General features: G+C 70.3%; 1 protein-coding gene and 1 pseudogene. Both read left to right on the forward strand.

The features are described 5' to 3' along the window. The coding region (locus tag BFF77_RS30660) for a pirin family protein (protein ID WP_245703874.1) at nt 1-477 on the forward strand (477 nt) is incomplete at both ends. Nucleotides 478-479: 2 nt separating this feature from the next. Further along, nucleotides 480-646, forward strand: a pseudogene (locus BFF77_RS37360) (pirin family protein); the annotation flags it as partial.

Here is a 646-nt window from a genome sequence, read left to right on the forward strand (position 1 = left end):
CCGGCCGACGCCGTGGCCCGTCCCGTACTCGCCGTCACGACCGCGCCCAGCGGGTTCGAGGGCGAGGGCTTCCCGGTACGGCGCGCGTTCGCGGGGATCAACTACCAGCACCTCGACCCGTTCATCATGATGGACCAGATGGGTGAGGTGGATTACGCGCCGGGCGAGCCCAAGGGCACGCCGTGGCACCCGCACCGCGGCTTCGAGACCGTGACGTACCTGATCGACGGGACCTTCATCCACCAGGACAGCAACGGTGGCGGCGGGACCATCCAGAACGGTGACACCCAGTGGATGACGGCGGGCTCGGGACTGCTGCACATCGAGGCTCCGCCGGAGTCGCTGGTGATGTCCGGCGGGCTCTTCCACGGGCTCCAGCTGTGGGTGAACCTGCCCGCGTCCGACAAGATGATGGATCCCAGGTACCAGGACATCCGCGGCGGTCAGGTCCAGCTCCTGACCTCGCCCGACGGCGGCNNGCGGCTCGGCGGGCACCGACCGGCGGCCGTTCCGCACGGGCCAGACGGCGGTCTTCGGCGCGGGCGGTTCACTGACGGTACGGGCGGACGAGTCCCAGGACTCGAACACGCCCGACCTGGAGGTCGTTCTGCTCGGCGGTCGCCCGATCCGTGAGCCGATGGCGCAC

The sequence above is a fragment of the Streptomyces lushanensis genome (assembly GCF_001700515.1).
GTDB lineage: Bacteria > Actinomycetota > Actinomycetes > Streptomycetales > Streptomycetaceae > Streptomyces > Streptomyces lushanensis.